This window comes from Ideonella sp. A 288 (assembly GCF_002198735.1).
Taxonomy (GTDB): Bacteria; Pseudomonadota; Gammaproteobacteria; order Burkholderiales; family Burkholderiaceae_C; genus Pseudaquabacterium.
This window is the reverse complement of sequence record NZ_MWLO01000032.1, coordinates 1-7251: the sequence shown is the minus strand read 5'-3', so window position 1 is coordinate 7251 and position 7251 is coordinate 1. Positions and strand designations below refer to the sequence as shown.

At 71.8% G+C, this 7251-nt stretch carries 5 protein-coding genes and 1 pseudogene; 1 reads left to right on the top strand and 5 read right to left on the bottom strand.

What is annotated here, in order from left to right; all coding sequences use genetic code 11:
* From EOINJALH_RS33420 to EOINJALH_RS01540, 3 genes and pseudogenes are all read right to left on the bottom strand, one after another.
* Nucleotides 1–174: pseudogene (locus EOINJALH_RS33420) on the bottom strand (energy transducer TonB); the annotation flags it as partial.
* 316 nt (nt 175–490) lie between these two features.
* A complete protein-coding gene (locus EOINJALH_RS01545; protein WP_234413608.1) occupies nt 491–1894 on the bottom strand; it encodes an 8-oxoguanine deaminase in 1404 nt (467 codons plus the stop codon).
* Between the two features lie 41 nt (nt 1895–1935).
* Nucleotides 1936–3963 (bottom strand): bifunctional diguanylate cyclase/phosphodiesterase, encoded by a 2028-nt coding sequence (locus EOINJALH_RS01540; protein WP_144289806.1) that lies wholly within the window; start codon nt 3961–3963, stop codon nt 1936–1938.
* 132 nt (nt 3964–4095) lie between these two features.
* Here EOINJALH_RS01540 and EOINJALH_RS01535 point away from each other — a divergent pair, with 132 nt between their 5' ends.
* Nucleotides 4096–5400, top strand: coding sequence for a glycerate kinase (locus tag EOINJALH_RS01535; RefSeq protein ID WP_088278550.1), 1305 nt, complete (start codon nt 4096–4098; stop codon nt 5398–5400).
* 24 nt (nt 5401–5424) lie between these two features.
* Here the strand turns inward: EOINJALH_RS01535 and EOINJALH_RS01530 are convergent, their stop codons facing one another.
* Both EOINJALH_RS01530 and EOINJALH_RS01525 read right to left on the bottom strand, forming a co-directional pair.
* Nucleotides 5425–6399 (bottom strand): SMP-30/gluconolactonase/LRE family protein, encoded by a 975-nt coding sequence (locus EOINJALH_RS01530; protein WP_088278549.1) that lies wholly within the window; start codon nt 6397–6399, stop codon nt 5425–5427.
* On the bottom strand, nt 6396–7229 hold the full coding sequence (locus tag EOINJALH_RS01525; RefSeq protein ID WP_088278548.1) for an NAD(P)-dependent oxidoreductase: 834 nt from the start codon (nt 7227–7229) through the stop codon (nt 6396–6398). Before EOINJALH_RS01525 ends, EOINJALH_RS01530 begins: the two co-directional genes overlap by 4 nt.
* Nucleotides 7230–7251: the final 22 nt, after the last annotated feature.

The following is a 7251-nucleotide window of genomic DNA, read 5'->3' as shown; positions in this document are numbered from 1 at the left end:
CGGCGGCTTGACCTCTTCGATGATCTTGGTTTCGATGGGCGCCTTGATGACCTCCACCACCTTGCGCGCCAGGCCGTTGAGCAGGGCCCAACCCAGGATGACGTGCAGCACCACCACCACCGCGAACCCGGTCACATGTTTGCCGGGGTTTCTCTGCTGTTGAGCGTAATCCACTCGTTGACCTCCAGATGATCGACCGTGTCGTGGCCCGATCCCTGTGAACGTTTTTTGATTGATGCGGCCTCGTGAGCCGACGGCAGCCCGTCCGCTGCGACGGGCCGGACTATATCCCGAAGACCCGTTGTGTCCGCTCGGTACAACACCCTAACCATGCTGGGGGGCTGGCGGCGCGCAACCACTTGATTTCCATATGAGGATCTGTTTGGTGCCAGCTTGGTGCGGTGGCGCACCGCGATGTGGCCGACATCGCTGCATTCGCGGGATAAGGGGCGGTTGCGGGAACACTGCGGCACGTTCTCTTCCGCATCGATCAAGCCCCCAGCAGATCGCGCGCCAGCCGGTTGTGGCGCTCGATCAGGGGCCCCTCATCCAGGGTGGTGAGCCGGCCTTCGCGCACCACCACGCGGCCGTTGACGATGGTCCAGGTTGCCGCAGGGGGTGTGCACAGCAGCAGCGCGGCCACCGGATCATGGACGGCGCCGCCGGCCATCGGCAGGCCGCGCAGGTCGAACAGCGCCAGGTCGGCCGACATGCCCGGCGCCAGGTGGCCGATGTCGTCGCGGCCCAGCACGCGGGCGCCGCCGCGTGTGGCCACCGCGAGCATGTCGCGCGCGGTCATCTCGGCCGGACCGTGATCACAGCCAAACGGCTCGAGAGAGCGGCCCACCCGCGCCAGCAGCAGCCCCTGGCGGGCCTCGCCCAGCAGGTGGGCGCCATCGTTGCTGGCGCTGCCGTCGACCCCCAGGCCCACCGGCACGCCGGCGTCCAGCAGGCGGCGCACCGGCGCGATGCCCGAGGCCAGGCGCATGTTGCTGCACGGGCAGTGGGCCACGCCCGTGCCGGTGGCCGCAAAGCGCGCGATGCCCGGTGCGTCGAGCTTCACGCAGTGCGCGTGCCACACGTCGTCACCCAGCCAGCCGACGCTCTCGGCGTACTCGGCCGGCGTCATGCCGAAGCGCGCGCGGCTGTAGGCGATGTCGTGGTCGTTCTCGGCCAGGTGGGTGTGCAGTCGCGTGCCCAGCGAGCGCGCCAGGGCGGCCGATTCGCGCATCAGGTCGGGGCTGACCGAGAACGGCGAGCACGGCGCGGCCACCACGCGCAGCATGGCGTGGCGGCGCGTGTCGTGGTGGGTCTCGATCAGGCGTTGGGTGTCGGCCAGGATGTCGGTCTCGCGCTCCACCAGCGCGTCGGGCGGCAGGCCGCCCTGCGATTCACCCACGCTCATGCTGCCCCGGGCGGCGTGGAAGCGCATGCCGATCTCGGCCGCAGCGGCGATGCTGTCGTCCAGGCGCACGCCGTTGGGGTACAGGTACAGGTGGTCCGAACTGGTGGTGCAGCCCGACAGCAGCAACTCGGCCATCGCCAGTTGCGTGGACACCCGCACCATCTCCGGCGTAAGGCCCGCCCAGATCGGGTACAGCGTGCGCAGCCAGCCGAACAGCTCGGCGTTCTGCGCCGCCGGCACCGCGCGGGTCAGCGACTGGTACATGTGGTGGTGCGTGTTCACCAGGCCGGGCAGCACGGCGTGGCCGCGGGCGTCGATCACCTCGTCGGCGCGCAGGTCCGCCGGGCGCTCACCGGCGGGCCAGAGGGCCTCGATCGACGGGCCGCGCAGCAGCACGCTGCCGCCGCGCAGTTCGCGGCGCTGGTCGTCCATGGTGACGACGACGTCGGCGTCGCGGATCAGCAGCGTGGAGGCGTCACGGGCGTTCATGCCCGTGATCATCGCCGAAGCGCCGGGCCCGCCCGGCGCGCTCAGTCTTCCATCACGGCCGTGATGGCGAAGTCGGGCGCGGTGCCCACCTGCATCGCAAACAGCGCGAACTGCGCGGCCGGCTGCGGCCGGCTGATCAGGTAGCCCTGCAGCATGTCGCAGCCCACGGTGTGCAGGAAGCCGCGCTGCGCTTCGGTCTCGACGCCCTCGGCCACCACGCGGATGCCCATGGCGGCGGCGAGCTGCACCACCGCCTGCACCAGCACCCGGTCGTCCTCGTCGCCGGGCAGGTCGCGCACGAAGCTGCGGTCGATCTTCACCTTCGACGGGCGCAACCGCTTCAGGTAGGCCAGCGACGAGTAGCCGGTGCCGAAGTCGTCGACGGCCAGGCGCAGGCCCAGGCCATGCAGGTGCTCGACGATGCGCTGCGTGGTGTCGGTGTCGGTCATCAGCACGCTCTCGGTGATCTCGATCTCGAGCTCGTGCGGCAGCACGTCGAAGTCGGCCATCGCACGCGTCAACGTGTCGACCAGGCGGTGGTGCCGGAACTCCAGCGCCGACACGTTGACCGCCACGGTGCCGAAGGGCACGCGGTCGCGCTTCCAGGCGGCGATCTGTGCGCAGGCGCTGCGCACCGTCCAGGCGCCCAGTTCGTTGATCAGCCCGCACTGCTCGGCCGCGCCGATGAACTGCAGCGGCGAGACCATGCCGCGGTCGGGGTGGTGCCAGCGGATCAGCGCCTCGCAGCCCAGCAGTTGGCCGGAGTCGCAGGCCACCTGCGGCTGGTAGTGCAGCTCGAACTGGCCTTCGGCCAAGGCCCGCTTGAGCTCCTGCTCCAACTGTGCGGTGGCCTGCAGCCGGCTGTTGAACTCGGGCCTGAAGAACACGCAGCGCGCGCGGCCCAGGCCCTTGGCCGCGTACATGGCCGTGTCGGCATGGCGGATCAGGGCCTCGGGTTCGATGCCGTCGCCCGGGAACAGCGAGATGCCGATGCTTGCCGACACCGCCACCGGGCGGAACTGGATGAGCACCGGTGCCTCCAGCGCCTTGAGCAGGCGGTCGGCGGTGGCGGCCACCTCGTCGGTGGCGCTGGCGTCGTGCAGCAGCACGACGAACTCGTCGCCGCTGTAGCGGCACACCACGTCGGCCGCGCGCAGTGTGTCGCGCATGCGGCTGGACAATGTCTCGAGCAGGGTGTCGCCGGCGGCATGGCCGATGGTGTCGTTGACCGACTTGAAGCGGTCCAGGTCGATGAACAGCAGGGCCAGTCCGCGCCGGTCACGCCGTGCACTGGTGACGGCGGCGGCGAGCAGGGCCTGGAACAGCGTGCGGTTCGGCAGCCCGGTCAGGCCGTCGTGCAGGGCGATCTTCTCGAGGTCGGCCTGCTTGCGCTCGAGCTGGCCGAACAGGTCGCCGACCCGCGCATGCACGTCGTTCAGGTGGCAACCGAGCTCGTTCAACTCATCGCGGCGGTTCCAGACCATCGGCTCGACGGTGTCGCGCGAGGCCAGTGCACTGGCCTGCCGCTTCAGCCGCTCGATCGGCAGCAGCAGCCGCCGGTGCAGCACGGCCATCAGCACCAGGCCGCTCATCATCACCTGCAGGGCCGCCAGCAACAGCGTGGCCCGGCGGCGTTCGGCGATCGCACGGTCGATCTGGCCGGGGTCGAACCACAGCTCCAGTTCGCCCAGGGGAACCCCTTCGCGGGCGACGGTGGCGTGCAGCACCGGGCCGAGGTCGGGCACATGGTTGGGGCGGGCCAGCTGCAGCGGGCGGGTCAGCGGGCGTCGCTCGGTCACGCGCACGGCCACCACGGCAGGATCGGCCATCGCACTGCGTGCGACGGCGGCCACGGCACCGGGATCGATGCTCCACAGCGGCTCCACCAGGGCCGCGGCGGTCATGCCCAGCACGGCCTGTCGGCTCTGCGCCAGCAACTGCTCCTGGGCGTCGTGCGTGAACCGCTGCTCGAGATGCCACCCGGCGAACGTGGGCAACAACACCGCCCCGGCGATGGCCAGCAGCACGGTGGTTCGGATCGAGAGGGACGGCCAGCGAAGAAGAGCCACGGACAGAAGAGCAGTGAGCGGACGCAATTGAACGACTTATCGGCGGTCAATCGCGGCGGCTTGACCCGGCGGACCGTGACGGATGGCGCCGAACCGCCGGCCGCGGGCGGGCGATGTCCACATAATCGCGGCATGAGCTGCCCCTCGCCCCATGCCGATCCGCGCGGCTTCATGCGTGCGCTCTACGACGCTGCCGTGGCCCGCGCCATGCCCGCCCAGGTGCTGGGCCGGTTCCTGCCCGCGCCGCCGCCGCGCGGCCGCACCGTCGTGCTCGGGGCCGGCAAGGCTGGCGGCGCGATGGCCGCGGCGCTGGATGCGCTGTGGCCGGCCGGCGCGCCGATGTCGGGCCTGGTGGTCACGCGCTACGGCCACGTGCCGCCGGCCTACCGCAGCGCGCCGGGGCGCATCGAGGTGGTCGAGGCCTCGCACCCCGTGCCCGACGAGGCCGGCCGGCTCGCGGCCGAGCGCATCGTGCAGCTCACCCGCGGCCTGAGGCCCGACGACCTGGTGCTGTGCCTGGTGTCCGGCGGCGGCTCGGCCCTGCTGACGATGCCGGCGCCCGGCCTGGCCTTCGCGGACAAGCAGGCCATCAACCAGGCGCTGCTGCGCAGCGGCGCGGCCATCGACGAGATGAACTGCGTGCGCAAGCACCTCTCGGCCATCAAGGGAGGTCGGCTGGCGGCGATGTGCGCCCCGGCCCAGGTGGTGTCGCTGCTCATCAGCGACGTGCCGGGTGATGATCCGTCGGTCATCGCCAGCGGACCCACCGTGCCCGATGCCAGCACCTGTGCCGACGCGCTGGCCATCCTGCGGCGCTATGGCATCGAGCTGCCGGCCGCGGCGCGCGCCGGGCTCGAGAGCGGCGCCTTCGAGACGCCCAAGCCGGGCGACGCCTGCTTCGCCGGCCACCGCGTCAGCGTCGTCGCCACGCCGCAGCAGAGCCTGGAGGCGGCGGCCGAACTGGCGCGCTCGGCGGGTGTCGAGGCCCACATCCTCAGCGACGAGATCGAGGGCGAGAGCCGCGAAGTGGGCAAGGTGCATGCGGCGCTGGCCCGCGCGGTGGCACGGCGCGGCACGCCCTTCGCGCGGCCCTGCGTCATCCTGTCGGGCGGCGAGACCACCGTCACCGTGCGCTCCAAGGGCGGCCGCGGCGGCCGGGCCACCGAGTTCCTGCTCGGCTGCGCGCTGGCGCTGCAGGGCGAGCCCGGTGTGCACGTGCTGGCGGCAGACACCGACGGCATCGACGGCATCGAGGACAACGCCGGCGCCATCGCCACGCCCGACACCCTGGCCCGGGCGCTGGCCCTGGGCCTGAAGGGCGCCGACTTCCTCGACCGCAACGACGCCTGCAGCTTCTTCGACCGGCTCGGCGACCTGGTGGTCACCGGGCCCACGTTCACCAACGTCAACGACTTTCGGGCGCTGCTGGTCACCTGACGCCGGCGGCACCGCGCGGCGCGGTCACGCCACCGCGCCTCGGGTGTTCACGTACAGCGCGTACAGCGAGTGGCTGCTGGCCATGAACAGGCGGTTGCGGCGCGCCCCGCCGAAGCACAGGTTGGCGCAGCGTTCGGGCAGGTGGATGTGGGCCAGCAGGCGGCCGTCGCGGTCGAACACGCGCACACCGTCGAGTTGGGCCGCGTCGGCCTCCGGCGCGCCGTTGCTGCCGAAGCCGCACCACAGGTTGCCCTGCACGTCGACGGCGATGCCGTCGAAGGCGCCGGGGCCGCCGGCATCGGCGAACAGGCGCTTGTGCCGCAGCGTGGCGCCGTCCACGTCGTAGGCCCAGATGCGCCGGTGCGGCGTGGCGCGGCTCTCCACCACGTACAGCACCGACTCGTCCGGGCTGAAGGCCAGGCCGTTGCTGCCCTGCAGGTCGTCCAGCGCCATCTCGAGGTCGCCGCTGTCCGGGTCGATGCGGTAGACGCCGTGCGGCAGTTCGGGCGTGGCCGGCTCGCCTTCCCACCAGCCCGAGATGCCGAAGGGCGGGTCGGTGAACCAGATGGCGCCGCGGGCCGCGCCCTGCTGCTGGCAGACGATGTCGTTGGGCGAGTTGAGCGGCTTGCCCAGGTAGCGATCGGCCAGCACGGTGATGCGCCCGTCGAACTCGGTGCGGGTGACGCGGCGCGTCAGGTGCTCGCAGGCGAGCAGGCGGCCCTGGTGGTCGCGCGCCAGGCCGTTGGCGTGGTTGGACGGCCGGCGGAAGTCGCACACCGCGCCCGAGCAATCGTCCCAGCGCACGATGCGGTTGTTGGGGATGTCGGACATCAGCAGGTAGCGCCCGTCGCCGACCCACACCGGCCCCTCGGCCCAGTAGAAGCCGGTGGCCAGGCGCTCGACCGTGCCCGACAGCAGCCGCAACGGCAGGAAGCGCTCGTCCAGCACCTCGATGCAGGGGTCGGGCAGGCGCAGGCTGCGCGTGAAGGGCGGGGTCATGGGCAGTCCCCGGGGAACGGGCCCTGGGCGACGAAGCCGCCGCCCTGGTACAGCGCGACGGGGTTCGTCGTGTCGATGCGCTGCTGGCGCGCCTCCACCGCGGCACGGAAGCGTTCCGAGCTGTCCTGCGGGCGGTAGCCGATGTGGCGCGCAGCGGTGTTGTCCCACCAGCTGAGCGGGTTGTCGCTCATGCCGTAGACGACGGTGTGGCCGACCACCGGGGCCGACAGCGCCGCGACGACCAGGCGCTCGAGGTCGTCGTAGCTCAGCCAGGTGGCCAGCATGCGGCGGTCCACCGGCTCGGGGAAGGACGAGCCGATGCGCAGGCTCACGGTCTCGAGGCCATGGCGGTCGAAGTAGAACTGCGCCAGGTTCTCGCCGAAGGCCTTGCTCAGGCCGTAGTAGCCGTCGGGTCGCACCGGGTCGCGCGGGCCGATGGTCTCGCTCTGCCGGTGGAAGCCGGTGACGTGGTTGGAACTGGCGAAGACGATGCGCCGCACGCCGTGCACCCGGGCCGCCTCGTAGACGTGGTACGCGCCGACGATGTTGGCCGGAAGGATCGTCTCGAACGCATGTTCGGTGCTCACGCCGCCCAGGTGCACCACGGCGTCCACGCCCTCGAGCAGCGCCATCACGGCGGCCTTGTCCTCCAGCGCGGCGGGGCGCAGCTCTTCACCGTCGGCCGCCGCACCCAGCTCGGCGATGTCGCTCAGCCGAAGCCGGTCGCAGCAGGCCTTCAGCCGGGGGCGCAACACCCGGCCCAGCGCGCCGGCCGCGCCGGTGAGCAGCAGGCGATGGAAGCGCAGCGTGGTGGTGGAGGCAGTGGTCATCGGCGGCTTCCGGGGTGGGGGG

Coding starts and splice junctions, on each gene's coding strand:
- EOINJALH_RS01530 (WP_088278549.1), bottom strand. CDS start 6,399: ATGACCCCGCCCTTCACGCGCAGCCTGCGCCTGCCCGACCCCTGCATC.
- EOINJALH_RS01545 (WP_234413608.1), bottom strand. CDS start 1,894: ATGAACGCCCGTGACGCCTCCACGCTGCTGATCCGCGACGCCGACGTC.
- EOINJALH_RS01525 (WP_088278548.1), bottom strand. CDS start 7,229: ATGACCACTGCCTCCACCACCACGCTGCGCTTCCATCGCCTGCTGCTC.
- EOINJALH_RS01535 (WP_088278550.1), top strand. CDS start 4,096: ATGAGCTGCCCCTCGCCCCATGCCGATCCGCGCGGCTTCATGCGTGCG.